This is a genomic window from Xanthomonas boreopolis (assembly GCF_046529185.1).
GTDB classification, from domain to species: domain Bacteria; phylum Pseudomonadota; class Gammaproteobacteria; order Xanthomonadales; family Xanthomonadaceae; genus Pseudomonas_S; species Pseudomonas_S boreopolis.
The window spans coordinates 4,002,309-4,027,061 of record NZ_CP097162.1; the positions used below are offsets into that span (position 1 = coordinate 4,002,309).

General features: G+C 65.9%; 15 protein-coding genes, 2 tRNA genes, 3 rRNA genes and 1 CRISPR repeat array. Of the genes, 5 read left to right on the forward strand and 15 right to left on the reverse strand.

The features are described 5' to 3' along the window. Positions 1 to 32: 32 nt before the first annotated feature. The 5 genes from M3M27_RS17980 to M3M27_RS18000 are packed head-to-tail and all read right to left on the reverse strand — an operon-like array spanning position 33 to position 3,824. Positions 33 to 623, reverse strand: coding sequence for a cytochrome c oxidase assembly protein (locus M3M27_RS17980; RefSeq protein WP_434026494.1), 591 nt, complete (start codon positions 621 to 623; stop codon positions 33 to 35). Further along, a complete protein-coding gene (locus tag M3M27_RS17985) occupies positions 620 to 796 on the reverse strand; it encodes a hypothetical protein (protein WP_177497861.1) in 177 nt (58 codons plus the stop codon). Before M3M27_RS17985 ends, M3M27_RS17980 begins: the two co-directional genes overlap by 4 nt. Further along, entirely contained in the window at positions 777 to 2,381 is a 1,605-nt protein-coding gene (gene ctaD / locus M3M27_RS17990) for a cytochrome c oxidase subunit I (protein ID WP_434026495.1), read from the reverse strand. Before ctaD ends, M3M27_RS17985 begins: the two co-directional genes overlap by 20 nt. 44 nt (positions 2,382 to 2,425) lie before the next feature. Further along, a complete protein-coding gene (coxB, locus tag M3M27_RS17995) occupies positions 2,426 to 3,289 on the reverse strand; it encodes a cytochrome c oxidase subunit II (RefSeq protein WP_434028042.1) in 864 nt (287 codons plus the stop codon). A 58-nt stretch (positions 3,290 to 3,347) separates the two neighbouring features. Next, the gene (locus M3M27_RS18000; protein ID WP_140726239.1) at positions 3,348 to 3,824 is read right to left on the reverse strand and encodes a DUF2244 domain-containing protein; all 477 of its coding nucleotides are present in this window, start codon (positions 3,822 to 3,824) and stop codon (positions 3,348 to 3,350) included. A gap of 257 nt (positions 3,825 to 4,081) precedes the next feature. Here M3M27_RS18000 and putA point away from each other — a divergent pair, with 257 nt between their 5' ends. Beyond that, entirely contained in the window at positions 4,082 to 7,297 is a 3,216-nt protein-coding gene (putA, locus tag M3M27_RS18005; RefSeq protein ID WP_434026496.1) for a bifunctional proline dehydrogenase/L-glutamate gamma-semialdehyde dehydrogenase PutA, read from the forward strand. A 172-nt stretch (positions 7,298 to 7,469) separates the two neighbouring features. Beyond that, a CRISPR array of direct repeats spans positions 7,470 to 8,037; the repeat unit is 28 nt; unit sequence GTTCACTGCCGCATAGGCAGCTCAGAAA. A 292-nt stretch (positions 8,038 to 8,329) separates the two neighbouring features. Here the strand turns inward: putA and rrf are convergent. The 6 genes from rrf to tyrS all read right to left on the reverse strand — a co-directional run bounded on the left by rrf (position 8,330) and on the right by tyrS (position 15,359). After that, positions 8,330 to 8,444: ribosomal RNA gene (gene rrf / locus M3M27_RS18010) — 5S ribosomal RNA — on the reverse strand. A gap of 147 nt (positions 8,445 to 8,591) precedes the next feature. Then, positions 8,592 to 11,469, reverse strand: a 23S ribosomal RNA gene (locus M3M27_RS18015). A 220-nt stretch (positions 11,470 to 11,689) separates the two neighbouring features. Further along, a tRNA-Ile gene (locus M3M27_RS18020) sits at positions 11,690 to 11,766 on the reverse strand. A gap of 67 nt (positions 11,767 to 11,833) precedes the next feature. Then, a tRNA-Ala gene (locus M3M27_RS18025) sits at positions 11,834 to 11,909 on the reverse strand. 94 nt (positions 11,910 to 12,003) lie between these two features. After that, positions 12,004 to 13,548 (reverse strand): 16S ribosomal RNA (locus M3M27_RS18030). The 16S, 23S and 5S rRNA genes sit together here with 2 tRNA genes alongside, the layout of an rRNA operon. A gap of 599 nt (positions 13,549 to 14,147) precedes the next feature. Beyond that, positions 14,148 to 15,359: a tyrosine--tRNA ligase gene (gene tyrS, locus M3M27_RS18035; protein ID WP_140727747.1), complete on the reverse strand. Its 1,212-nt coding sequence runs from the start codon at positions 15,357 to 15,359 to the stop codon at positions 14,148 to 14,150. A gap of 167 nt (positions 15,360 to 15,526) precedes the next feature. Between tyrS and M3M27_RS18040 the strand changes: the two genes are divergently transcribed. Together M3M27_RS18040 and M3M27_RS18045 are read left to right on the forward strand one after the other, a co-directional pair. Then, a complete protein-coding gene (locus tag M3M27_RS18040; RefSeq protein ID WP_434026498.1) occupies positions 15,527 to 16,957 on the forward strand; it encodes a peptidoglycan DD-metalloendopeptidase family protein in 1,431 nt (476 codons plus the stop codon). 106 nt (positions 16,958 to 17,063) lie between these two features. Beyond that, positions 17,064 to 18,182 carry an anhydro-N-acetylmuramic acid kinase gene (locus tag M3M27_RS18045; RefSeq protein WP_434026499.1) on the forward strand — a complete coding sequence of 373 codons (1,119 nt, stop codon included), beginning with the start codon at positions 17,064 to 17,066 and terminating at the stop codon, positions 18,180 to 18,182. Positions 18,183 to 18,239: 57 nt separating this feature from the next. Here the strand turns inward: M3M27_RS18045 and M3M27_RS18050 are convergent, their stop codons facing one another. The 3 genes from M3M27_RS18050 to M3M27_RS18060 all read right to left on the reverse strand — a co-directional run bounded on the left by M3M27_RS18050 (position 18,240) and on the right by M3M27_RS18060 (position 20,655). Beyond that, on the reverse strand, positions 18,240 to 18,467 hold the full coding sequence (locus M3M27_RS18050; RefSeq protein ID WP_140727753.1) for a hypothetical protein: 228 nt from the start codon (positions 18,465 to 18,467) through the stop codon (positions 18,240 to 18,242). A gap of 65 nt (positions 18,468 to 18,532) precedes the next feature. Next, positions 18,533 to 19,858, reverse strand: a complete 1,326-nt coding sequence (locus M3M27_RS18055) for an AmpG family muropeptide MFS transporter (protein ID WP_434026500.1) — start codon at positions 19,856 to 19,858, stop codon at positions 18,533 to 18,535. Further along, a complete protein-coding gene (locus M3M27_RS18060; RefSeq protein WP_140727758.1) occupies positions 19,855 to 20,655 on the reverse strand; it encodes an exodeoxyribonuclease III in 801 nt (266 codons plus the stop codon). Before M3M27_RS18060 ends, M3M27_RS18055 begins: the two co-directional genes overlap by 4 nt. 111 nt (positions 20,656 to 20,766) lie before the next feature. Between M3M27_RS18060 and pyrE the strand changes: the two genes are divergently transcribed. Together pyrE and M3M27_RS18070 are read left to right on the forward strand one after the other, a co-directional pair. Next, positions 20,767 to 21,420: an orotate phosphoribosyltransferase gene (pyrE, locus tag M3M27_RS18065; RefSeq protein ID WP_140727760.1), complete on the forward strand. Its 654-nt coding sequence runs from the start codon at positions 20,767 to 20,769 to the stop codon at positions 21,418 to 21,420. 113 nt (positions 21,421 to 21,533) lie between these two features. Then, a complete protein-coding gene (locus M3M27_RS18070; protein ID WP_434028043.1) occupies positions 21,534 to 22,157 on the forward strand; it encodes a hypothetical protein in 624 nt (207 codons plus the stop codon). A gap of 253 nt (positions 22,158 to 22,410) precedes the next feature. On the opposite strand, the gene M3M27_RS18075 is transcribed toward M3M27_RS18070, so the two are convergent. Beyond that, complete coding sequence (locus tag M3M27_RS18075; RefSeq protein ID WP_434026501.1) at positions 22,411 to 24,741, reverse strand: phosphomannomutase/phosphoglucomutase; 2,331 nt, start codon at positions 24,739 to 24,741, stop codon at positions 22,411 to 22,413. Positions 24,742 to 24,753: the final 12 nt, after the last annotated feature.

Here is a 24,753-nt window from a genome sequence, read left to right on the forward strand (position 1 = left end):
GTGGTTCCCGGTTCGGTCTGCATCCGTGGTGGTCAGGGCGCCGCCTTCGGCACGCTGCCGGCGTTGCCGCCCTGCAGCTCCGAGGTCAACGCGTCGTTGCGGTAGAACGCGTACGAAAGCGTGATCGTCTTGACGTCGTCCGGCAGGTTCGGATCGACGATGAAGCGCAGCGGCATGTCGCGCGTCTCGCCAGCCTGCAACGTCTGCGCGGTGAAGCAGAAGCATTCGGTCTTGCTGAAGTAGCCCGAGGCGCGCGCCGGCGCCACCGACGGCGCCGCGCTGCCGACCACCGCGTGGTCGCTGTCGTTGCGCGCGAAGTACAGCGCCTCGTTGAGCTCGCCGGGCACCACTTCCATCGACTGCTGCTCGGGATAGAACGACCACGGCAGGCGCGAGTTGACGCTGCCGTCGAACTCCACCCGCACCGTGCGCTTGCCCGCCAGCGGCTTGCCGGCCTGGTAGGCGCCCGGCCCGCGCTCGATGCGGATCCCGAACACCTTCTCGCAGGCGATCCGGTACAGCGGCACCAGCGAGAACGTCAGCACGAACACCGCCAGCACCACGCCGAGCAGCCGCATCAGGCCGGCGGTCGGGGAACGCGGCGCGGGCTGCGGCGCGTTCATCGCCCGATCACTCCCGAGAGGATGAAGCCGGCGTAGATCGCCAGCGCGACCAGCCCGACCGCCCATGCCGTGCGACGGGCCGCGCGGCGCTGCTGCGCCTGCCGTTCCGCCGCCGAGAGCAGCCTCGTCACCGTGCTCGCCTGCGCGGGCGCGTCAGTGGCCGACGTCTTCATGCGCGAGGTCTCCCGGCTTGATCACCGGCGGCACGGTGAAGGTATGCGCAGGCGCCGGCGAGGGCACGGTCCATTCCAGGCCGCGGGCGCCTTCCCAGGCGCGGTCGGAAGCCTTGGCGCCGCCGCGCAGCGAGGACAGCAGGATGCCGGCCATCAGGAACGGCGTGACGAACATGCCGAACGCGCCGATCGAGCTGACCAGGTTCCAGTCGGCGAACACCACGTTGTAGTCCGGGATGCGGCGCGGCATGCCGGCCAGGCCGAGGAAGTGCTGCGGGAAGAACAGCAGGTTGACGAACACCACCGTCCACCAGAAGTGGAACTTGGCGGCCGCCTCGTTGTACATGCGCCCGGTCCACTTCGGCCACCAGTAGTACACCGCCGCGATCAGCGCGAACACCGCGCCGGTGACCAGCACGTAGTGGAAATGCGCCACCACGAAGTAGGTGTCGTGGTACTGGAAGTCCGCCGGCACGATCGCCAGCATCAGGCCGGAGAAGCCGCCGATGGAGAACAGGATCACGAACGCCACCGCCCACAGCATCGGCGCCTCGAAGGTCAGCGAGCCCCTCCACATCGTGCTGACCCAGTTGAACACCTTCACGCCGGTCGGGATCGAGATCAGCATCGTCGCGAACATGAAGTAGATCTCGCCGCCCAGCGGCATGCCCACGGTGAACATGTGGTGGGCCCAGACGATGAAGCTCAGGAACGCGATCGCCGCGATCGCGTACACCATCGCCTGGTAGCCGAACAGCGGCTTGCGGCTGAAGGTCGGGATGATCTCGCTGATCACGCCGAACGCCGGCAGGATCATGATGTAGACCTCGGGATGCCCGAAGAACCAGAAGATGTGCTGGTACATCACCGGGTCGCCGCCGCCGGCGGCATTGAAGAAGCTGGTGCCGAAGAACTTGTCGGTCAGCAGCATCGTCACCGCGCCGGCCAGCACCGGCATCACCGCGATCAGCAGGAACGCGGTGATCAGCCAGGCCCAGCAGAAGATCGGCATCTTCAGCAGGTCGATGCCGGGCGCGCGCATGTTCAGCACCGTGGCGATGATGTTGATCGCGCCCATGATCGAGCTGATGCCGGCCACGTGGATCGCGAACACCGAGAACGCCACGTTGTAGCCGCCCTGCAGCGACAGCGGCGGGTACAGCGTCCAGCCCGCGGCCGGCGCGCCGCCGGGCAGGAACAGCGTCAGCAACAGCAGGGTGAACGCCACCGGCAGCAGCCAGAACGACCAGTTGTTCATGCGCGGCAGCGCCATGTCCGGCGCGCCGATCTGCAGCGGGATCATCCAGTTCGCCAGCCCGACGAACGCCGGCATCACCCCGCCGAAGATCATCACCAGCGCATGCACGGTGGTCATCTGGTTGAAGAACTCGGGCCTGACGTACTGCAGGCCCGGCTGCATCAACTCGGCGCGGATCACCACGCTCATGGCCGCGCCGATGATGAACATCACGAAGGAGAACAGCAGGTACAGCGTGCCGATGTCCTTGTGGTTGGTGGAGAAGAACCAGCGCTCGAAGAAGCCCTGCTGGTGGTGCCCGTGGTGATCGACTGCGGTATGTGCCATGGCGTGCGACTACCCTTGCGAAGTCGGAGCGTGCGGAGAGGGGATCAGGTGCCGGTCGGTTCCGGCGCGGGAGCGTCCGGCGCCGCCGGCTGCGCCGCGGGGGCCGCCGGGGCGGCCTCGGCGGGCGCCGGCTTGCGCGCGGCCAGCCAGCGCTTGAACTCGTCCTTCGGCAACGCCTCGACCACGATCGGCATGAAGCCGTGGTCCTTGCCGCACAGTTCGGCGCACTGGCCGCGATAGACGCCGGGCACCTCGATGTTGGTCCAGGCCTCGTTGATGATCCCGGGGATGGCGTCCTGCTTCCAGCCCAGCGCCGGCACCCACCACGCGTGGATCACGTCGTCGGAGGTGATGACGAAGCGGATCTTGGTATCCACCGGCAGCACCAGCCGGTTGTCCACGTCGAGCAGGTAGTGCGGCTGCGAGGCCGCGGTCGGCCGCTCGCCGCTCTGGCGGATGCGGTCGGATTCGCGCGCCAGGCGGCTGGTGAACTCGACGTTCTCGCCCAGGTACTCGTACTTCCACATCCACTGGTAGCCGGTGACCTTGATGGTCATTTCCGAATCGCGCGTGTCGTACATCGCGATCAGCTTGGCGGTGGCCGGCCAGGCCATCGCGATCAGGACCAGCACCGGGATCACCGTCCAGACGATCTCGGCCTTGGTGTTGTGGCTGAACTGCGCGGCGACCGCGCCCTTGGACTTGCGGAACTTGAAGATCGCATAGCCCATCGCGCCGAACACGATCACGCCGATCACCACGCAGACCCACAGCGCCACCATGTGCGCCTCGTAGGCCATCCGCGCCGTATGGGTCACGCCGCGGCCCATGTTGAGCTGCCATTCCTTCGGGTCGGCGGCCTGCGCCCATGCGCCCGACGCCCACGACGCCAGCCCCGCCGCGATCACCGCCCTTCCCCACCTGCCGCCCCAGCCGTTGCGTTGCTTCATTGCCTAGACCCTTGCGTCATCGGTTGCGGCCATCGGCGGCCGCGAGCAAGCCTTCAAGCGTTGTCGCCAGTTCGCTGCGTTCGGCCGGACCGAGGAAACTGCCGACCTCGACCTGCCTCCCGCTGCTCACCAACACCAGTTTTTCGTCACCTTCCAACTGCAGCCGCACCCAATGCGGATGCGCCCGGAACGTGGGGGGAGATCGGGGGGGCTGGAAGACTTCGACTACGGCCGGCCCCACCCGGATCGCCTCTTCACGCTCGCCACTGCGCCACAGTTCGCGCAGTGCATATGCCACCAGGACACTGTGCAGCAAGGCGAAGAGCGGCGCGAACACGTTGCCGGCCCACCAACCCAGGCCAGCCACCAGCCACATCGCCCCCGTCAGGGCGGCAAACAACATGACGAACTGCCGGGCCGTCATCGCCCGTGGGGGCCGCAGCCGCAGCTGCGTACCTGATCCATCCGCTGATACGGGCAGCACCTCGATCATGTCGCAACCGCGCTTGCCGCGGGAAACGGGTTCGATGTTAGCCCCGGCTGAACACGCGGGGCAAGGCTCCGGGGCCGCTTTTCCATGCTGCACCGCAACCAGAAACCCGCCGCGAATCAGTGCTTTCCCCGGCGGCCCGCCTTGCGCCCCGGGCGCGGGCGCCATGCACAAAACGTCAGGAAAGCTGCCGTTTCCGCACAAGTGGAGGCCGCGGCCCCGGTCCTAGAATTGCGCCCATTCCATTGGCGGTTTTTCGCATGAACGCATTGCCCGAACCCGGCGCGCCCCAGCCTGGCGCCCCGTCTGCCCTGCTCGCCCCCGAGCTCTCCCCCTCCCCGCCGGCGTTGCGCGCGGCGATCACCGCGGCCTGGCTGAAGGACGAGACCGAACACGTCCGCGAACTGCTCGAGCAGGCCCGCCTCCCCGCCGCCGAGCAGGCCAAGGTGCAGGCGCTCGCCGCCGACCTGGTCACCCGCGTGCGCGCCCGCGCCGCCAACCAGAGCGCGGTGGAAGCCTTCATGCGCCAGTACGACCTCGGCAGCGAGGAGGGCGTGCTGCTGATGTGCGTGGCGGAGGCGCTGCTGCGCATCCCCGACCAGGAGACCGCCGACAAGCTGATCCGCGACAAGCTCGGCGACGCCGACTGGAAGAAGCACCTCGGCGGCAGCGATTCGGTCCTGGTCAACGCTTCGACCTGGGGCCTGATGCTCACCGGCCGCATCGTACAGATCAACGACCTCACCCGCGCCGACGTGCCGGGCGCGTTCAAGCGCCTGGTCGCGCGCATCGGCGAGCCGGTGGTGCGCCTGGCCGTGCGCCAGGCAATGAAGATCATGGGCCACCAGTTCGTGATGGGGCGCACCATCGAGGAAGCCCTGGCCCGCTCGCACAAGGGCGAGAACGCCAGCTACCGCTATTCGTTCGACATGCTCGGCGAAGCCGCGCTGACCATGAAGGACGCCAAGCGCTACCTCGACGACTACCGGCGCGCGATCCACGCGATCGGCAGCGACAACCTCGCCCGCGGCGGCAAGGCCGATGGCGACGTGACCGCCTCGCACGGCATCTCCATCAAGCTGTCCGCCCTCTACCCGCGCTACGAGCACGCCCAGCGCGCCCGCGTGATGCGCGACCTGGTGCCGGCGGTGCTCGAACTGGCCCGGCTGGCCAAGTCCTACGGCATCGGCTGCACCGTCGACGCCGAGGAGACCGACCGCCTGGAGCTGTCGCTGGACATCATCGAGGCCGTGGTCAGCGATCCGTCGCTCGCCGGCTGGGAGGGCTTCGGCGTGGTCGTGCAGGCCTACCAGAAGCGCACGCCCTACACGATCGACTACCTGGCCGACCTGGCCCGCCGCATCGGCCGGCGCCTGCAGGTGCGCCTGGTCAAGGGCGCCTACTGGGACGCGGAGATCAAGCGCGCCCAGATCGAAGGCCTGCCCGGCTACCCGGTGTTCACCCGCAAGCAGAACACCGACGTCTCCTACCTGGCCTGCGCCAAGCGCCTGTTCGGCCACGCGGACGCGATCTACCCCATGTTCGCGACCCACAACGCCCACACGATCGCCGCGGTGCGCACGATCGCCAACGGCCGCACCTACGAGCACCAGAAGCTGCACGGCATGGGCGACGACCTGTACGCCGAGGTGGTGCCGGCCGACCGCCTCGACCTGCCCTGCCGCGTCTACGCGCCGGTCGGCTCGCACGAGGACCTGCTGCCCTACCTGGTGCGGCGCCTGCTCGAGAACGGCGCCAACTCCAGCTTCGTCAACCGCATCAGCGACGAGAAGGTGCCGATCGAGGACCTGATCCGCGACCCGGTCGAAGCCGTGTCCTCGTTCGCCTCCATCCCGCATCCCAAGATCCCGCTGCCGCTCGACCTGCTGCGCAGCCAGAACCAGAACAGGAAGAACTCCATGGGCGCCAACCTCGCCAACGACAACGAACTGCGCCAGCTCGCCGAGCAGCTCAACGCCGCGGTCAAGCCGTGGAAGGCCGCTCCGCTGGTGCCGGGCGCCGTCGTCGCCACCGACGCGCAAACGGTCACCAGCCCCGCCGACCGCCGCCAGGTCGTCGGCCATTGGCAGCCGGCCGATCCCGCCACCGTCGAGAAGGCCCTGGTCAACGCCGTCGCCGCGCAGCCGGCCTGGGACCGCACCCCGGCCGCCAGCCGCGCCACCATCCTCGAGCACGCCGCCGACCTGCTGGAGGCGCGCATGCCCGAGTTCATGGTCCTGTGCGTCAAGGAAGCCGGCAAGACCCTGCCCGACTCGGTGGCCGAGGTCCGCGAAGCCGTCGATTTCCTCCGCTACTACGCCGGCCAGGCCCGCGCCCAGTTCGGCACCCCCGAGCGCCTGCCCGGGCCGACCGGCGAATCCAACGAGCTGCAGCTGCACGGCCGCGGCGTATTCGTCTGCATCAGCCCATGGAACTTCCCGCTGGCGATCTTCCTCGGCCAGGTCAGCGCCGCCCTCGCCGCCGGCAACGGCGTGATCGCCAAGCCGGCCGAGCAGACCAACCTGGTCGGCTTCGCCGCGGTCAAGCTGCTGCACGAGGCCGGCGTACCGGAAGCCGTGCTGCAGTACCTGCCCGGCGACGGCGCCACCGTCGGCGCCGCCTTGACCCGGGACCCGCGCGTGGCCGGCGTCGCCTTCACCGGCTCGACCGAAACCGCACGCGCGATCAATCGCGCCATGGCCGCGCGCGACGCCGCCATCGGCGTGCTGATCGCCGAGACCGGCGGCCAGAACGCCTTCATCGCCGACTCCTCCTCGCTGCCCGAGGCGGTGGTCAAGGACGCGATCGCCAGCGCCTTCATCTCCGCCGGCCAGCGCTGCTCGGCCGCCCGCGTGCTGTTCGTGCAGGACGACATCGCCGACAAGGTGATGACCATGCTGGCCGGCGCGATGGCCGAACTGAAGGTCGGCGATCCCGGCCTGCTGTCCACCGACGTCGGTCCGGTCATCGACGCCGATGCCCTGAAGATCCTGCAGGACCACGCCGCGCGCATGGACCGCGAGGCCCGCCTGATCGCCCAGGCCCAGGCGGGCGACGAGCTGGCCCACGGCACGTTCTTCGCGCCGCGCGCCTACGAACTGCAGTCGCTCTCGCAGCTGCAGCGCGAGGTGTTCGGCCCGATCCTGCACGTCATCCGCTGGAAGGCCGACCAGCTCGACGCGGTGATCGACCAGATCAACGCCACCGGCTATGGCCTGACCCTCGGCATCCACTCCCGCATCGACGAGACCGTCGAGCGCATCGCCAGTCGGGTCGCGGTCGGCAACGTCTACGTCAACCGCAACCAGATCGGCGCCGTGGTCGGCGTCCAACCGTTCGGCGGCCAGGGCCTGTCCGGCACCGGCCCCAAGGCCGGTGGCCCGCACTACCTGCAGCGCTTCGCCACCGAAAAGGTCGTCACCATCAACACCACCGCGGCCGGCGGCAACGCCTCCCTGCTCACGCTGGGCGACTGAAGATCCCACCGCCGACATCCAGGGGCGGGACCACCATCCCGCCCCTTTTTTGCGCCGTGCTTTTGTACCTCAGGGAATCAACAACTTACCGAGGCCATCCGCAAAAGGGTTCTCGCGCTCCCGACACCTTCAAAGCTAAGATCCACAAGGTCCTGACAGCAATGACGCTCTAGTTCACTGCCGCATAGGCAGCTCAGAAAAAAGGCCGTGGGGGCTGGAATGATCCCGAAGTGTTCACTGCCGCATAGGCAGCTCAGAAACCCTCGAGGCAGCCCAACTTGCGTGCCAGCAGGTTCACTGCCGCATAGGCAGCTCAGAAAAACTCGGCGACCAGGACGCCGGACACCGGCTCGTTCACTGCCGCATAGGCAGCTCAGAAAATCCAGTCCGCGCGAAAGGCCCGCAAGCGGGAGTTCACTGCCGCATAGGCAGCTCAGAAAAGGCGTCGATCAATCAGTCGCAGACCATTGCAGTTCACTGCCGCATAGGCAGCTCAGAAAAGGTCGAGGATCGCGTTCACGACCTTCGCCGTGTTCACTGCCGCATAGGCAGCTCAGAAATATCGCCGGCACCGTCACCAGCCGCGCGGACGGTTCACTGCCGCATAGGCAGCTCAGAAATGCACGCCGAATGTGCAGGTCGATGACCTGGCGTTCACTGCCGCATAGGCAGCTCAGAAACATGAATCCTCGCGCCATCTTTGCCCGCTTCAGTTCACTGCCGCATAGGCAGCTCAGAAAACGTCCTCAGCGTCACGCCGATCTGCTGTCGAGTTCACTGCCGCATGGCAGCTCAGAAATTCCAGTCCCGGCGGAAGTTTGACGGGTCCTTGTTCACTGCCGCATAGGCAGCCCAGCAACCGCGGCTCGGCATCAGGCGCGAGATGTGTCTCTGGCACGCTCTGCCATGTAGATGACACGCGACCTGCGCGAAGTGTTTTTAATATTAAAGTGCGGGAGGGGTTGGTGCTGTTTTTGTTTTGCGCAAAGAACAACCCCCCAGCTTTAGGGCTGGGGGGTTGTGGGGTAAAGCCCCTGGCGATGACCTACTCTCGCATGGTTTAGACCACACTACCATCGGCGCGGCTGCGTTTCACTTCCGAGTTCGGGATGGGATCGGGTGGTTCCACAGCGCTAATTTCACCAGGGAGACGGTTGGAGCGTCGCCAGAGTTTGCTTCCATCCTCGGGGAAGGGAAGCGCATACGGCGCTCGGTCTCGCATGGGGACTTGTGACGTAGCGTGCATTGGGTATCTACCAACGTGTTCGTTGGGACCAAGGCAACTTGAGGTTATATGGTCAAGCCGCACGGATCATTAGTATCAGTTAGCTCAACGCCTTGCAGCGCTTACACACCTGACCTATCAACCACGTAGTCTACATGGTTCCTTTAGGGGGCTTGAGCCCCGGGAGATCTCATCTTGAGGCGCGCTTCCCGCTTAGATGCTTTCAGCGGTTATCGCTTCCGAACATAGCTACCCGGCAATGCCATTGGCATGACAACCGGAACACCAGAGGTTCGTCCACTCCGGTCCTCTCGTACTAGGAGCAGCCCCTCTCAAATCTCCAACGCCCATGGCAGATAGGGACCGAACTGTCTCACGACGTTCTGAACCCAGCTCGCGTACCACTTTAAATGGCGAACAGCCATACCCTTGGGACCGACTACAGCCCCAGGATGTGATGAGCCGACATCGAGGTGCCAAACACCGCCGTCGATATGAACTCTTGGGCGGTATCAGCCTGTTATCCCCGGAGTACCTTTTATCCGTTGAGCGATGGCCCTTCCATACAGAACCACCGGATCACTAAGTCCTACTTTCGTACCTGCTTGATCCGTCGATCTTGCAGTCAAGCACGCTTATGCCTTTGCACACAGTGCGCGATGTCCGACCGCGCTGAGCGTACCTTCGAGCTCCTCCGTTACTCTTTAGGAGGAGACCGCCCCAGTCAAACTACCCACCATACACGGTCCCCGACCCAGATCATGGGCCCAGGTTAGAACGTCAAGCACGACAGGGTGGTATTTCAAGGATGGCTCCACCACAGCTGGCGCCATGGTTTCATAGCCTCCCACCTATCCTACACAGACGAACTCAACGTTCAGTGTAAAGCTATAGTAAAGGTTCACGGGGTCTTTCCGTCTTGCCACGGGAACGCTGCATCTTCACAGCGATTTCAATTTCACTGAGTCTCGGGTGGAGACAGCGCCGCTGTCGTTACGCCATTCGTGCAGGTCGGAACTTACCCGACAAGGAATTTCGCTACCTTAGGACCGTTATAGTTACGGCCGCCGTTTACTGGGGCTTCGATCAAGAGCTTCGCCTTGCGGCTGACCCCATCAATTAACCTTCCAGCACCGGGCAGGCGTCACACCCTATACGTCCACTTTCGTGTTTGCAGAGTGCTGTGTTTTTGATAAACAGTCGCAGCGGCCTGGTCACTTCGGCCTTCGTCAGCTATAGCCCGCATGGGCCACCAACAAAGGCGCACCTTCTCCCGAAGTTACGGTGCCATGTTGCCTAGTTCCTTCACCCGAGTTCTCTCAAGCGCCTGAGAATTCTCATCCTACCCACCTGTGTCGGTTTACGGTACGGTCTTCGTGAGCTGAAGCTTAGGAGCTTTTCCTGGAAGCGTGGCATCAGTGACTTCGCCCAAAAGGGCTCGTCTCGGTGCTCGGTCTTGAAGGATCCCGGATTTGCCAAAGATCCAAACCTACCGCCTTTCCCCGGGACAACCAACGCCCGGTACACCTAGCCTTCTCCGTCCCTCCATCGCACTCACGCGAGGTGCAGGAATATTAACCTGCTTCCCATCGACTACGGCTTTCGCCCTCGCCTTAGGGGCCGACTCACCCTGCGCCGATTAACGTTGCGCAAGGAAACCTTGGGCTTTCGGCGTGCGGGTTTTTCACCCGCATTATCGTTACTCATGTCAGCATTCGCACTTCCGATACCTCCAGCGAGCTTCTCAACTCACCTTCGCAGGCTTACGGAACGCTCCTCTACCGCGCATACGAAAGTATGCACCCCAAGCTTCGGTTCTGTGCTTAGCCCCGTTAAATCTTCCCCGCAGACCGACTCGACCAGTGAGCTATTACGCTTTCTTTAAAGGGTGGCTGCTTCTAAGCCAACCTCCTGGCTGTCTGTGCCTTTCCACATGGTTTTCCACTTAGCACAAAATTTGGGACCTTAGCTGTGGGTCTGGGTTGTTTCCCTTTTCACGACGGACGTTAGCACCCGCCGTGTGTCTCCCATACAGTCCGTCTCGGTATTCGGAGTTTGCAATGGTTTGGTAAGTCGCGATGACCCCCTAGCCATAACAGTGCTCTACCCCCGAGAGGATACATATGAGGCGCTACCTAAATAGCTTTCGAGGAGAACCAGCTATCTCCGGGTTCGATTAGCTTTTCACTCCTAATCACACCTCATCCCCTACCTTTGCAACGGGAGTGGGTTCGGGCCTCCAGTTGATGTTACTCAACCTTCACCCTGGGCATGACTAGATCACCCGGTTTCGGGTCTACTGCCCGCGACTATGCGCCCTTATCAGACTCGGTTTCCCTTCGCCTCCCCTATACGGTTAAGCTTGCCACGAACAGTAAGTCGCTGACCCATTATACAAAAGGTACGCAGTCACCCTTGCGGGCTCCTACTGCTTGTACGCACACGGTTTCAGGTTCTATTTCACTCCCCTCTCCGGGGTTCTTTTCGCCTTTCCCTCACGGTACTGGTTCACTATCGGTCGGTCAGGAGTATTTAGCCTTGGAGGATGGTCCCCCCATGTTCAGACAGGGTTTCACGTGCCCCGCCCTACTCGTCTTCACTGCCATGGCCCTTTCGAATACAGGGCTATCACCTTCTATGGCCGGCCTTTCCAGACCGTTTTCCTAAAACCATAGCAGCTTAAGGGCTAGTCCGCGTTCGCTCGTCGCTACTGACGGAATCTCGGTTGATTTCTTTTCCTCTGGTTACTTAGATATTTCAGTTCACCAGGTTCGCCTCCAGCAGCTATGAATTCACTGCAGGATACTGCCGAAGCAGTGGGTTTCCCCATTCGGACATTGCCGGATCAAAGCTTGTTGCCAGCTCCCCGACACTTTTCGCAGGCTGCCACGTCCTTCATCGCCTCTGACCGCCAAGGCATCCACCGTGTGCGCTTATTCGCTTGACCATATAACCCCAAGTCGCCTCGGAGTCATCTGTGCCGTGGGGTACAACGCCACGACGCGAATGTAACGACTCAATATTAGGGACTTTCGTCCCCGCCTTAGCCTCAACGACACGTTTAGATAGATATCTCAAACGCTCGCTACGTCACAAGTTATTAAAGAACACGTACCGGCCTCAACGCCGATCCGTCTAAATTCTTCGTGTGCGCCATACATTCAGAGTGGTGGGTCTGGGAGGACTCGAACCACCGACCTCACCCTTATCAGGGGTGCGCTCTAACCACCTGAGCTACAGACCCAAAGTGCTGCTTTTCCTTAGAAAGTCCGCACATGGATGTGCGGGCTCTTGCGGAGGGATCCGCATACTGGTGGAGCCTGTCGGGATCGAACCGACGACCCCCTGCTTGCAAAGCAGGTGCTCTCCCAGCTGAGCTAAGGCCCCGTGACGGGACTATCGGCACCGGCCCTGGCCGGTACTGAACTCTGAATGCAGGTAACTTGTGAGGACGCCCGACAGGACGATGCTGTCATGCTCAAAAGGAGGTGATCCAGCCGCACCTTCCGATACGGCTACCTTGTTACGACTTCACCCCAGTCATCGGCCACACCGTGGCAAGCGCCCTCCTTGCGGTTAAGCTACCTGCTTCTGGTGCAACAAACTCCCATGGTGTGACGGGCGGTGTGTACAAGGCCCGGGAACGTATTCACCGCAGCAATGCTGATCTGCGATTACTAGCGATTCCGACTTCATGGAGTCGAGTTGCAGACTCCAATCCGGACTGAGATTAGGTTTCTGGGATTGGCTCACCCTCGCGGGATTGCAGCCCTCTGTCCTAACCATTGTAGTACGTGTGTAGCCCTGGTCGTAAGGGCCATGATGACTTGACGTCATCCCCACCTTCCTCCGGTTTGTCACCGGCGGTCTCCTTAGAGTTCCCACCATTACGTGCTGGCAACTAAGGACAAGGGTTGCGCTCGTTGCGGGACTTAACCCAACATCTCACGACACGAGCTGACGACAGCCATGCAGCACCTGTCTCACGGTTCCCGAAGGCACCAATCCATCTCTGGAAAGTTCCGTGGATGTCAAGACCAGGTAAGGTTCTTCGCGTTGCATCGAATTAAACCACATACTCCACCGCTTGTGCGGGCCCCCGTCAATTCCTTTGAGTTTCAGTCTTGCGACCGTACTCCCCAGGCGGCGAACTTAACGCGTTAGCTTCGATACTGCGTGCCAAGTTGCACCCAACATCCAGTTCGCATCGTTTAGGGCGTGGACTACCAGGGTATCTAATCCTGTTTGCTCCCCACGCTTTCGTGCCTCAGTGTCAATGTTGGTCCAGGTAGCCGCCTTCGCCACGGATGTTCCTCCTGATCTCTACGCATTTCACTGCTACACCAGGAATTCCGCTACCCTCTACCACATTCTAGTGACCCAGTATCCACTGCAATTCCCAGGTTGAGCCCAGGGCTTTCACAACGGACTTAAATCACCACCTACGCACGCTTTACGCCCAGTAATTCCGAGTAACGCTTGCACCCTTCGTATTACCGCGGCTGCTGGCACGAAGTTAGCCGGTGCTTATTCTTTGGGTACCGTCAGAACAACCGGGTATTAACCGATTGCTTTTCTTTCCCAACAAAAGGGCTTTACAACCCGAAGGCCTTCTTCACCCACGCGGCATGGCTGGATCAGGCTTGCGCCCATTGTCCAATATTCCCCACTGCTGCCTCCCGTAGGAGTCTGGACCGTGTCTCAGTTCCAGTGTGGCTGATCATCCTCTCAGACCAGCTACCGATCGTCGCCTTGGTGGGCCTTTACCCCGCCAACTAGCTAATCGGACATCGGCTCATCTAATCGCGCAAGGCCCGAAGGTCCCCTGCTTTCACCCGTAGGTCGTATGCGGTATTAGCGTAAGTTTCCCTACGTTATCCCCCACGACAAGGTAGATTCCGATGTATTCCTCACCCGTCCGCCACTCGCCACCCAGAGAGCAAGCTCTCCTGTGCTGCCGTTCGACTTGCATGTGTTAGGCCTGCCGCCAGCGTTCACTCTGAGCCAGGATCAAACTCTTCACTTAAAACTGCATGCCCGAAGGCAAAAGCTTTTAGCTGCAGATGTCCAATCTCTGGCAACGTATCGCTTGCAAAGCAATTGACTTGTTGCTTGATTAAACGTCTGCAAGATGGACAATCATCCTTCCTGCAGGCGTCCGCACAAATTACCTGCGCACACTTTCAAAGAACCTCGGGGCCGGCCTCAGCGCCTTTCCCGCATGCCCCGAAGTTTCCTTCGAAGCGAGCCGCCCATTATAGCCGGCTTTTCGTTTCCGTCAACACCTCGTTGCGGGCGCCGACTTCAACCTGCCGCCCCAGCCACCCGAAGGTTTTTGCCGAAGCGAGCCCGCCATCATAGCGGACTTTCCTACCTCGTCAACCCCTCGTCGCCGAGGAGGTTGCCGCCACTTCAATCCGGTCCGAAGACCTCTCGAAGCGAGCCGCTCATTCTGCGGCCACTTCCTCGAATCGTCAACACCTTTGTCACTGAAGTCGTTGATTCGAGGACCCTTCCGTTTGCCGCGCTTTGCGAGGCGCCCGTGTCGGGAGGAGCGGAAGTATGGGCGCTTTTGCCGCGCTTGGGAAGAGGCGGCGGGAAATATTTTTCCGCGCCGCCCGCCGCTCAGCCCGCCACCAACGCCACGCGCGCGAAATTGCGCTTGCCGACCTGGATCACGCCCTCGAAACCCGGCGCGAACTGGCGCTGCGGATCCTCGACGACTTCGCCCTCGACCCGTACCGCGCGCTCCTTGAGCTTGCGCATCGCCTCGGAGTTGCTGGGCGTCAGCCCGGCGGCGGTCAGCAGCGCGGCGATGCGCAGGCCTTCGGCCGGCACCTGGACCTGCTGCAGCGGCAGCAGCGAGGTATCGCCCTGCCCGGTGACCACCGCATGCCAGCCGGCGACGGCCTGCTCGGCGGCGGCCGCGTCGTGGAAGCGCGTGGCCAGTTCGCGGGCCAGGCGCAGCTTCACGTCGCGCGGGTTGAGCTGGCCGCTCTCCACGTCGCCGCGCAGCCGCTTGGCCTCGGCGGCGGAGATCTCGAAGCTGAGCAGTTCGATCCAGCGCCACATCAGGTCGTCGCCGATCTTCATGGCCTTGGTGACGATGTCGATGGCCGGCTCGCTGATGCCGATGTAGTTGCCCAGCGACTTGCTCATCTTGTTGACGCCGTCCAGGCCTTCCAGCAACGGCATGGTCAGCACGACCTGGGCAGGCTGGCCATGGTGCTCCTGCAGCCCGCGCCCCATCAGCAGGTTGAACTTCTGGTCGGTGCCGCCGAGTTCGACGTCGGCCTCCAGGGCGACCGAGTCGTAGCCCTGCACCAGCGGGTAGAGGAACTCGTGGATGGCGATCGACTGCTGCGCGGCGAAGCGCTTGGCGAAGTCGTCGCGCTCGAGCATGCGCGCGACGGTGTGCTGCGCGGCCAGCTTGATCATGTCGGCCGCGTTCATCCGGCCGAACCATTCGGAGTTGAAGCGGACCTCGGTGCGCCCGCGGTCCAGCACCTTGAAGACCTGCTCCTCGTAGGTGCGGGCGTTGGCCAGCACGTCCTCGCGGGTGAGCGGCTTGCGGGTGACGTTCTTGCCGGTGGGATCGCCGATCATGCCGGTGAAGTCGCCGATCAGGAAGATCACCTGGTGGCCGAGGTCCTGGAACTGCCGCATCTTGTTGAGCAGCACGGTATGGCCCAGGTGCAGGTCGGGCGCGGTGGGATCGAAACCGGCCTTCACCCGCAACGGGCGGCCGCTTTTCAGGCGGGTTTCCAGCTCTTCGGGCTTGAGGATCTCGTCGGCGCCGCGGCCGATGAGAGCGAGCGAATCTGCGATCGAGGACAAAGGAGGGCTCCAGCGGCGCTGCGCCGCACAAAATCGCCGGCGATGTTAAACGGGGGTTAATTCGACGACAAGGCAAAAAATGAACAGGCTCAATGGTTTGACGCGCTGTTGATGGGTCTCTATGGTACCGGCGTTTGAGCTCGCGCTTCGAGCAGAGGAACCGGTAGATGCATAACTCCGAACAGGGCCGCGCACGCAAACAGCGCATCCGGGAACGCCTCCACGTCCTCCACGACACGGCCCTGCATCGAAGGCTCAAGCAGCATCTCCCCGCCGCATTCAACGAGCGCTGGACGCGCCGCCACTGGATCCACGCCAGCCTGTTCGCGACCATCGGGGCCCTGGTGGCGACGATCGTGCCGGGCTTCTCCAACGCGATCGACCCGTCGCTGGCCAGCCGTTCCACGCTGCCGCTGCCGTTGCCGCCGCTGTCGCTGGCCGAGAAGGCCCCGGCCCACGGCGACAGCTGGCAGATCGTCCACATCAAGCCGGGCCAGACCCTGAGCAGCCTGTTCGGCGAGCTGGGCATCCCGACCGTGGTGATGTACCAGGTGCTGGAGCACCCGGGCGTCCGCGACGTGCTGACCAAGCTGCGCCCCGGCGCCGAACTGGCGTTCGACCTGCCCAAGCAGGGCCAGTTGCGGGCGCTGCGGTTCGATCGCGATCCCAGCCACCGGATCGAGCTGCAGCTGCAGGGCGACGCGATCCGCGAGAAGGTGACCGAGCGTGCGACCGTGACCCGCACCGTCGTCACCAGCGGCGAGATCACCAGTTCGCTTTACGCCGCCGCCGGCAAGGCCGGGTTGCCGCTGTCCGCGGTGGCGACGATGACCGACGAGATCTTCAAGTACGACATCGACTTCGACAAGGATCTGCAGCCGGGCGACCGCTTCAGCGTGGTGATGGACGAGACCTGGCGCGAAGGCGAGCGCATCGACACCAGCAAGATCCTGGCCGCCACGTTCACCACGGGCGGCAAGACCTACACCGGCTTCCGCTTCGAGCGCGCCGGCAAGCCGGCCGAGTACTTCGACATCAACGGCCGCCCGCTGAAGAAGAGCTTCATCCGCATGCCGGTGGCGTACAGCCGGATCAGCTCGACCTTCGGCGCGCGCAAGCACCCGGTGCTGGGCACGATGCGGATGCACAAGGGCATCGACTACGCGGCGCCGTCGGGCACGCCGATCATGGCCGCCGGCGACGCGCGCGTGCAGTTCGTCGGCCAGCAGCGCGGCTACGGCAACGTGGTGATCCTCGACCATGGCCGCGGCTACAGCACGCTGTACGGGCACATGTCGCGCTTCGGCAAGGTCAAGGCCGGGCAGCGCATCAACCAGGGCACGGTGATCGGCTACGTCGGCATGACCGGCCTGGCGACCGGCCCGCACCTGCACTACGAATTCCGCGTCAACGGCACCCAGCGCAACCCGGCGTCGGTGACGATGCCGCCACCGGAGCCGCTGAAGGGCGCCGAGCTGGCCGCGTTCCGCGCCCAGACCACGCCGGCGATGGCCCGCATCAAGGGCATGGAGCAGTTGATGTTCGCCGACGCCGGCGGCGAGAAGCCGGCCCGCAAGGGCGAGAAGAGCCGCGGTTGAAGAGCCGCCGGGCGCAGCGCGCGTCCGGTGCTTGCCGCCATCCGCCGCGATTGACCCGAGGCGCGCGCGGGCCGAAGCTGCGCCGTCTCCCCTGCCCGGTCCACGCATGCCATCCGCTCCCTTCTTCATCGGCCTGATGTCCGGCACCAGCGCCGATGGCATCGATGCCGCGCTGGTCCGCTTCCACGAAGGCGACGGTCCGCGCTGCGAACTGGTCGACGGACTGACCGCGCCCTGGCAGCCGGCGCTGCGCGAGGAACTGGTCGTCCTCGGCCAGGGCGGCGATGCCGGCTCGCTGGACGTGCTGGGCCGGCTCGATGCGCAGGTCGGCATCGCGTTCGCCGATGCGGCGAACCGGTTGATCGCGCAGAGCGGGGTGGACCGCGCGCGCATCCGCGCGATCGGCTCGCATGGCCAGACCGTGCGGCACCGCCCGCTGGCCGATCCGGCATTCACCTGGCAACTGGGCGATGCGCACCGCATCGCCGAGCTGACCGGGATCACCACGGTGGCCGATTTCCGCCGCCGCGACGTCGCTGCCGGCGGCCAGGGCGCGCCGCTGATGCCAGCCTTCCACCTGGCGATGCTCGGGGCCGCGGACGAGGACCGGGCCGTGCTGAACCTGGGCGGCATCGGCAACCTCACCCTGATCCCGCGCACCGGCACCGTCCTCGGCTTCGACACCGGGCCGGCCAATGCCTTGCTCGACAGCTGGTGCCAGCGGCATCTCGGGCAACCATTCGATGCCGGCGGCGCGTTCGCGGCCAGCGGCCAGGTGGACGAGGCGCTGCTGTCGGGCCTGCTCGCCGATCCCTGGTTCGCACTGCCGCCGCCGAAGAGCACCGGCCGCGAACAATTCCACCTGGACTGGGTGGAGGCGCGCCTGGGGGCGACGCCGCGCGCCGCCGCCGACGTGCAGGCGACGTTGCTGGAACTCACCGTGGCGACCGTCGCAGAGGCCTTGCACCGGCAGCAGCCGGATACGCGCCGGGTCCTGGTCTGCGGCGGCGGCGTGCGCAATCCGGTGCTGATGGCCCGGCTGGCGGCCCGGATGCCGGGCACGGTGGTCGAGTCGAGCGCGGCGCACGGGCTGGACCCGGACTACATGGAGGCGATGGGCTTCGCCTGGCTGGCCGCCGAGGCGCTGGCAGGACGCCCGGCCAACCTGCCTTCGGTCAGCGGCGCGCGCGGGCCGCGCATCCTGGGCGCGATCCATCCGGCCTGAGCCGCGCCGGGCCGGATGCGCAATGGCCCGTCCCTGCCCGCGCAGGGACCGCACGGATCAGAAATCGCTGCCGGCCGGCAGGGCCTTGAGCGCGGCGATCGCCTCGGCGAGGGCATCCACTTCCGGGTGCCGCAATCCGCCATGGACTTCCTGTTCGCTGGCGAACAGCCCTTGTTCGAGCAGATTGACGACCGTCTGGTACTGGGTCCAGCCCCGCGCCACGGAAATGCGCCGGATGCGGTCCACCAGCATCGGGTCGATGTCGCGCAACACCAGATCGGTCATGTCACTCCCCAGCGACGACGTACCGGATCCCCCGGTGCGCATGATCGGCAACTGGGCAGCGTCTTTCAATCCGCCACCTCGCCGGGCGAAGAGCGTTCGCGGATATGCGGCCACAGCCACGCCAGCAGCAGCAGCGTGGGGATCACTGTCAACGCGCTCAGGACGAAGAAGGTGCTGTAGGAGGTCGCCTCGACGATGAACCCGGACGCGCCGCCAACGAACTTGCCGGGCAGGTTGGCCAGCGATGCCAGCAGGGCGTACTGGGTCGCGGTGAAGTTGCGGTCGGTCAGCGACGACATGAACGCCACCAGCACCGTGCCGGCGAACCCCTGCGACAGGTTGTCGGCACCGATCGCCGCGAAGAACGCCCACTCCTGGCCGGGGTGCTGCGCCATCAACAGGTAGGCCACGTTGGACAACGCCACCGCCAGGGCCGCGACCAGCAGCATGCGGCGGAACCCGAACGCCGCCAGGCACACGCCGCCGGCGAAGGCGCCGACGATGCCGATCCACACGCCGAACAGCTTGGAGACGGTGGCGATGTCGGCCTTGGTGTAGCCCGAATCCAGGTAGAACGGCCCGGCCATCACCCCGATCACCTGGTCCGGGAACTTGAACAGGCCGACGAACAGCAGCAGCGCCAGCGCCAGCACCACGCCATTGCTGCCGAAGAAGCTGCCGACCGGCTGCCAGAACGCGCCGACCACGTCGATCCGGCGCGCCACCGTCGCCTCCGGCGCGACCGGCTCGCGGCAGGCCAGGGTAGTGGCGACCGGCAGCAGCATCAGCCCCGACATGGCCACGTAGGCCCAGCTCCAGCCGAGGAACTCGGCCAGGTACAGGGCGCCGGCGCCGCCGAGGATCAGGCCGATCCGGTAACCCAGCGTATAGGTGGCGGCCAAAGCGGCCTGGGCGCTTTCCGGGGCGATCTCGATGCGGTAGGCGTCCACCACCGCGTCCTGGGTCGCACCCCAGAACGAGGCCACCAGCACCCAGGCCACCAGCCCGGCCACGCCCAGGTCCGGCCGCGAGAACGCCAGCGCGAACAACCCCGCCATCACGCCCAGCTGCGATACCAGCAGCCAGGAGCGGCGGCGCCCCAGGAACGCCGTGAGCGGGAAGGCGTAGCGGTCGATCAGCGGCGCCCACAGGAACTTGAGCAGGTAGAAGAAGCTGGCGAGGCTGATCAGGCCGATGCTGCCCAGGTCCAGGCCGACGTCGCGCAGGCGCGTAGACAGGGTCTGCGAGGCGATCAGCAGGAACGGCAGGCCGCTGCCGAAACCGAGGAAGGCCATGGCCGCCGCGGACGGCGTGGCGAAGGCACGGCGGATGCCCTGCCAGCCCTTGTAGGAGACCGGCTGTGCGCCCCCGGCGGGATCGGCTTGGCTCACGGCGCGTAGTCCACCGTGAACGGCGCATGGTCGGAGAAGCGCTGCTCGCGGTAGATCGAGCAGCTCCGCAGCCGCTCGCGCAGCCCCGGGGTCACGAACTGGTAGTCGATGCGCCATCCCACGTTGTTGGCGCGCGCCGCGCCGCGGTTGCTCCACCAGGTGTAGTCCTCGCCGGTGGGATGCAGCGCGCGGTAGCTGTCGACCCAGCCGCGCCCGGCGGCGAGGTCGGCCTGCTCCGGGAGATCGGCGCAGAGGCCGTTGAGCCAGTCGCGCTCGGGCGGCAGGCAGCCGGAGTTCTTCTGGTTGCTGGTCCAGTTCTTGATGTCGAGCCGGCTGCGCACGATGTTCCAGTCGCCGCACAGCACGTAGTCGCGGCCGCTGGCCAGCCATTCGTCGAGGATCGGCCTGAGCCAGTCCATCACCTGGAACTTGTAGCCCTGGCGCAGCTCGCCGGAGGACCCGGACGGGATGTAGAACGAGACCACGCTCAGGTTGCCGAAGCGCGCCTCCAGGTAACGCCCCTCCTCGTCGAATTCCGGCCAGCCCAGCGCGGTGCGCAGCTCGTCCGGCTCGCGCTTGGCATAGATCGCCACGCCGCTGTAGCCCTTCTTGGTGGTGGCGTCGCGGAACCAGGCCTTGTAGCCGGCCGGCAGGAATTCCGGGCCGGCCAGCTGGTGCTCCTGGGCCTTGGTCTCCTGCACGCACAGCACGTCGGCCTGCTGGCCGGCGAACCATTCGAAGAAGCCCTTGCTGGCGGCCGAGCGCAGGCCGTTGGCGTTGAAACTGATGATGCGCATGGGGACGGCGATTGGAGATGGGGATTCGCGGAAGCGTACCCCATTCGGCCCCCGGCGCCCGGACCCGCTATGCTTTCGCGCATCCAGAACCCCACTCCGGAATTCTCCTCCATGTCCGACCACCGCCACCGCTTCCTGCAGCTGGCCCTGGACGCCGATGCGCTGCGCTTCGGCGAGTTCACGCTGAAGTCCGGGCGCGTCAGCCCCTACTTCTTCAATGCCGGGCGCTTCGACTCCGGCGCCCGCACCGCCGCCCTGGCGCAGTGCTACGCCGACGCGATCGACGCGGCCGGGCTCGAGTTCGACCTGGTGTTCGGGCCGGCCTACAAGGGCATCCCGCTGGCCACCGCGCTGGCCTGCGAATACGCCCGGCGCGGGCGCGACCTGCCGTTGGCGTTCAATCGCAAGGAGGCCAAGGACCATGGCGAAGGCGGCACCCTGATCGGCGCGCCGCTGGCCGGGCGCAAGGTGCTGATCGTCGACGACGTGATCACCGCCGGTACCGCGATCCGCGAAGCGCTGGCGATCATCCGCGCCGCCGGCGGCACCCCGGCCGCGATCGTGGTCGCGCTGGACCGGCAGGAGATCGCCTCCGAGGACGACCGCCGCTCGGCGGCACAGGCGGTGGCGGCCGAGGCCGGCATCCCGGTGGTGGCGGTCGCCAACCTGGGCGACCTGCTTGCATTCGCCGCCGGAAACGCCGACCTTGTCGGCTTCCGCGAGCCGCTGCTGGCCTACCGCGGGCGCTACGGAACCGACGCGTAATCGCGCGTCCCGCGCATCCGTGCGCGGGGACGCAAACCGACAGACAGCAGGGGGCTGCCATGAAGTCGAACCAATCCCGCCGGGCGGCGCTGGGTGCCGCGCTGGCCGCCTGCATGGCCGTTCCCGCGGCCGCGCAGGACAAGCCGGCGGCGAACAAGAAGCTGTATTGCTGGAACCAGGACGGTCAGCGCATCTGCAGCGACACCCTGCCCCCGGAAGCCGTGAACCAGGCCCGCGACGAGTTCAACGCCAGGAGCGGCCTGCGCAGCGCCGAGGTCGAGCGCGCGCTCAACGCCGAGGAGCGCGCCGCCGCCGCCGCGGCCGAAGCCCAGCGCCGCGCCGACGAGGCCGCCGAGCAGACCCGCAAGCGTACCGACCAGGCGATGCTGATGTCCTACCAGACCGAGGACGACCTGCGCCGCGTGTTCAACGAGCGCACCACCATCATCGACAACAACGTGCGCACCGCGCGCTACAACGTCGCCAGCCTGCGCGAGGGCCTGGTGACCCTGCTGCGCAGCGCCGGCGAACGCGAGCTGGCCGGGCAGAAGGTCAGCGACAAGCTCGCCGGCGACATCCGCCAGCGCCATGCCGCGCTGGTGTGGCAACAGCAGATGCAGGCGAATTTCGAGCGCCAGCGCCGCGAACTGGATGGCGAGATCGACGGCATCCTGCAGCGCTACCGGGCGTTGAAGGGCGCGTCGGCCGGAATCCCGGACGTGCCTGCCCGGGGCTAGGCGCCGTTCGCGACGACCGGGAACCGCAAGCAGGAGCCCCGGCGTCCTCGCGAGAACGGGAATGACGGCGAGAGAAGGCGTGGGCGGTAGGAGTGCGTGAAAGACGCGGGATCTTCGATCCCCGGGCATCGGGCATAGCCTGACGACGCTCGCCGTGCGAGCGAGTAGTTTGCAAGTGGCGATCCGCCTTCGCGGGAATGGCGGTAAAGGGATCGCGTGCGAACTGAAGCACACCCGCAATCCCCCGCCGCACTCAGAACATCACCGCCCCGTCCGGCAACAGCGGCCGCAACTGCGCACGGAACACCTCCTGGATCCGCGCCAGTGCCGTCTCGTCGTCGGCCTCGAAGCGCAGCACCAGCACCGGCGTGGTGTTGGAAGCGCGCAGCAGGCCCCAGCCATCGGCGAAATCGGCCCGGAGCCCGTCGACCGTGGACAGGCGCGCACCGGCGAACGCGCCTCCCTCCTCGGCGCTGGCCGCAGCGACGAAGCGCTCCACCAGCACATGCGGAGACGCCTCGACCGGCACCTTGATCTCCGGCGTCGCCACGCTCGACGGCAACTCGGCCAGGATCTCCGACAGCGGCTCCTCGCGCTGCGCCAGGATCTCGAGCAGGCGCGCGGCCGCGTACAGGCCGTCGTCGAACCCGTACCAGCGTTCCTTGAAGAAGAAATGGCCGCTCATCTCGCCGGCCAGTTCGGCGCCGGTCTCGCGCATCTTGGCCTTGATCAGCGAGTGGCCGGTCTTCCACATCATCGGGCTGCCGCCGTTGCGCAGCACGAAGTCGGTCAGCCTGCCGGTGCACTTCACGTCGTAGATCACCAGCGCGCCGGGATTGCGCTGCAGCACGTCGGCGGCGAACAGCATCAGCAGCCGGTCCGCGTACACCATCGCGCCCTCGCGGGTGACCACGCCCAGGCGGTCGGCGTCGCCGTCGAAGGCGATGCCGAGGTCGGCGTCGAAGCGCTGCACCATCTGCGCCAGGTCGTCGAGGTTGTGCGGCTCGCTCGGGTCGGGATGGTGGTTGGGGAAGGTACCGTCGATGTCGCAGTACAGCGGAATGACGTCGGCGCCGATCGCCTCCAGCAGGCGCGGCGCGATCTCGCCGGCGGCGCCGTTGCCGGCATCGGCCACGACCTTGAGCGGGCGGTCCAGCTGCACGTCGTCGGCGATGCGCTGGATGTAGTCGTCGCCGACGTCCCGCTGTTCCAGCGCGCCCGGTTCTTCGGCGCGATGAAGGCGGCCCTCGCTGATGCGCTGGTACAGCTCGGCGATGGCCTCGCCGGCCAGGGTCTCGCCGCCGACCACGACCTTGAAGCCGTTGTATTCCGGCGGATTGTGGCTGCCGGTCACCGCCACGCAGCTGCCGGCATGCAGATGATGGGCGGCGAAGTAGACCACCGGGGTCGGCGCCAGGCCGATGTCGATCACCCGGCAGCCGGCACGGCGCAAGCCTTCGATCAACCCGCCCGACAGCTCCGGCCCGGACAGCCGGCCGTCGCGGCCGACCACGACTTCGCGCAGCCCTTGCGCCTGCATCACGCTGCCGATGGCCTGGCCGATCAACGTGGCCACGCCCGCGGTGAGTTCCTTGCCGACCACGCCGCGGATGTCGTACGCGCGGAACATGCCCGGCTCCACCTGCACCGGCGCGGGCGCCGGCTTCTGCTCCGCCTCGGGAGCGCCGGCGGCAGGCGCCGCCGGTATTTCCTGCATGGCCTCGCGCAAGGTCGGTGCATCCTGGTCGCCGCCCGCGTCCGGACGGCCCCGCGCCAGGCGGATGCGGCCGCGCTCGAGGGCCATCACCAGGACCGCCACCAGCACCAGCAGCGCGGCGACGACCAGGCTCGGGAGCGCGCCGATGCCCAGCGGGCCGCTGTCGGGTTCTTCGGTCGCCGCGGCGATGCGCAGCCCGCTCTTGCCGACCGGGCGGGCCATCGATTCGCCGCCGGCCCCGAGGGCGGCAACGCCCTTTTCCACCACGTTGTAGCCGCCCTGGCGCAGCGCCAGGTAGGCCTGCGACGGCAGATCGACCCCTTCCAGCGGGGCGGTCAGCTTCGACAGCGGCAGGCGCGCGTAGACCAGCGCCGGCGCCGATCCCAGCGCGACCGGCGCCGCCACGCCGAGTTGCGCCTTGCCGCCGTCGCGCACTACCTGCGCCAGCGCCTGCCCGCTCGCCTGCGCGCCTTCCAGCAGCGCCAGCCGGGCATAGCCGAAGCGCTCGGGCTGGGCGTAGGCATCGGCCAGGTCGGCCGGCAGCACCTGCACGTCCTGGACGCCGGGGAACCCGCCGTGGATCGCGGCGGCGGCGGCCGCGGCATCGCCGCCGGCCAGCGCCGCCGCCACGCGGGCGTCCTTGAGCAAGGCATCGAGCTGGCGGGTCTGCGCGGCCAGGGCCTGCGCGACGCCGTCCACGGCCTGGTCGCGCGCCTGCCGGACCCGCTCGGCGGTCGCGTCCGCGCGCCATTGCGCGTAGCCGCTCCAGCCCAGCCAACCAGCCAGCAACACCAGCAGCACCGCCAGCAGCGGCGCAGCCTTGCGCAACTCAGCAGGCCGGAGCCTGCCTTCGTGTGCCTTGCTCATGGTGACGATCCC

Excerpts from the sequence above, each read along its gene's own strand:
- M3M27_RS17980 (WP_434026494.1), bottom strand. The coding sequence starts at position 623 with ATGAACGCGCCGCAGCCCGCGCCGCGTTCCCCGACCGCCGGCCTGATG.
- M3M27_RS17985 (WP_177497861.1), bottom strand. The coding sequence starts at position 796 with ATGAAGACGTCGGCCACTGACGCGCCCGCGCAGGCGAGCACGGTGACG.
- ctaD (WP_434026495.1), bottom strand. The coding sequence starts at position 2,381 with ATGGCACATACCGCAGTCGATCACCACGGGCACCACCAGCAGGGCTTC.
- M3M27_RS18000 (WP_140726239.1), bottom strand. The coding sequence starts at position 3,824 with ATGATCGAGGTGCTGCCCGTATCAGCGGATGGATCAGGTACGCAGCTG.
- putA (WP_434026496.1), top strand. The coding sequence starts at position 4,082 with ATGAACGCATTGCCCGAACCCGGCGCGCCCCAGCCTGGCGCCCCGTCT.
- M3M27_RS18040 (WP_434026498.1), top strand. The coding sequence starts at position 15,527 with ATGCATAACTCCGAACAGGGCCGCGCACGCAAACAGCGCATCCGGGAA.
- M3M27_RS18045 (WP_434026499.1), top strand. The coding sequence starts at position 17,064 with ATGCCATCCGCTCCCTTCTTCATCGGCCTGATGTCCGGCACCAGCGCC.
- M3M27_RS18050 (WP_140727753.1), bottom strand. The coding sequence starts at position 18,467 with ATGACCGATCTGGTGTTGCGCGACATCGACCCGATGCTGGTGGACCGC.
- M3M27_RS18060 (WP_140727758.1), bottom strand. The coding sequence starts at position 20,655 with ATGCGCATCATCAGTTTCAACGCCAACGGCCTGCGCTCGGCCGCCAGC.
- pyrE (WP_140727760.1), top strand. The coding sequence starts at position 20,767 with ATGTCCGACCACCGCCACCGCTTCCTGCAGCTGGCCCTGGACGCCGAT.
- M3M27_RS18070 (WP_434028043.1), top strand. The coding sequence starts at position 21,534 with ATGGCCGTTCCCGCGGCCGCGCAGGACAAGCCGGCGGCGAACAAGAAG.
- M3M27_RS18075 (WP_434026501.1), bottom strand. The coding sequence starts at position 24,741 with ATGAGCAAGGCACACGAAGGCAGGCTCCGGCCTGCTGAGTTGCGCAAG.